The sequence below is a fragment of the Neobacillus drentensis genome, assembly GCF_036966985.1.
In the GTDB taxonomy this organism is placed as follows: Bacteria; Bacillota; Bacilli; order Bacillales; family Cytobacillaceae; genus Neobacillus; species Neobacillus drentensis_E.
In genome coordinates, this window is record NZ_JBALSN010000784.1 from 1 (window position 1) to 1,031 (window position 1,031).

Annotated in this window: 1 protein-coding gene, 1 pseudogene and 1 riboswitch; of the genes and pseudogenes, one reads left to right on the plus strand and one right to left on the minus strand. The window is 39.1% G+C overall.

The window, feature by feature from the left end:
- The coding region (locus tag V7659_RS31700) for a LysE family transporter (RefSeq protein WP_335543939.1) at nt 1-239 on the minus strand (239 nt) is incomplete at its 3' end.
- A 238-nt stretch (nt 240-477) separates the two neighbouring features.
- Nucleotides 478-587, plus strand: a riboswitch (TPP riboswitch).
- Here V7659_RS31700 and V7659_RS31705 point away from each other — a divergent pair.
- A pseudogene (locus V7659_RS31705) lies at nt 579-1,031 on the plus strand (phosphomethylpyrimidine synthase ThiC); the annotation flags it as partial. Its footprint overlaps the riboswitch before it by 9 nt.

A 1,031-nucleotide genomic window follows, 5' to 3' on the forward strand; every position in this document is an offset into this window, starting at 1 on the left:
AAAAAGATGGCACCAATCAGCCAGAGAGGAATTTGGATAAAGGGCAAAGATAAAAATTGAGCAAATCCAGCATATAAAGCCAAGATGAGCAATATATCGATGGTCATACCACCAGCGCCTACAGTTAATCCATGAAAGAATCCGTTTTTTAATCCCTGCTTTGTCATTTCAACCGTGATCGCTCCAACAGGTAGAGCAATTGAGAATCCAACGACGATAAATGTAAGAAATGTTTGCAATCGACTAGAACTTCCTTTGAATCATGTTTGTATAAAAATTCTCCGTTTAGATTAATTATACATATTAGGAGAAAAGGATCAATGATTATTTCTGATTTAATCGAAATGAGAGAGATAGATCGTGTATAGAAAGATGTATATCGTGAAGAGCGTGTATTCATTGTAGGGGAAAGGAACTATTTTCCTGAAACTTCTTTTTTTCATTTCTCAGCTATGCTACACTGTTGTGGAAATCAATATAAGTGACTAGGGGTGCCCGGAAATGCGGGCTGAGAGAGAAGACAAGCTTCTTAACCCTTTGGACCTGATCTGGCTCGTACCAGCGTGGGGAAGTTGAAGATGATACATGTGCCATATGAATGGCATACATGTTTTTTTCTGACGACGAAACCAGGTTCTTTACATAGAATCTGGTTTTTTGCTGGTGCTGATTCCATCCTGTCCGGTGACACGAAAAGAAGGAGAGAACAGCAAATGAATGAAAAGACAAATGTTCCATCAACGCAATCTTTATTATCAAACTTTGAAGGCAGTCGAAAGGTATATGAACAAGGCTCAAGACCTGACATTTTGGTGCCAAAAAGAGAAATCGTGCTCACAAATACAGTGACACAAGCAGGTGATATCCAAAATGAACCGATTCGTGTGTACGATACAAGTGGACCGTATACAGATGAGGAGGCTCATATTGATGTCACAAAGGGATTAAAGCGCCTGAGATCAAAATGGATTAAAGAAAGAGAAGATACTGAAAGCTATGAAGGACGTCAAGTAAAGCCAGAAGATAATGGA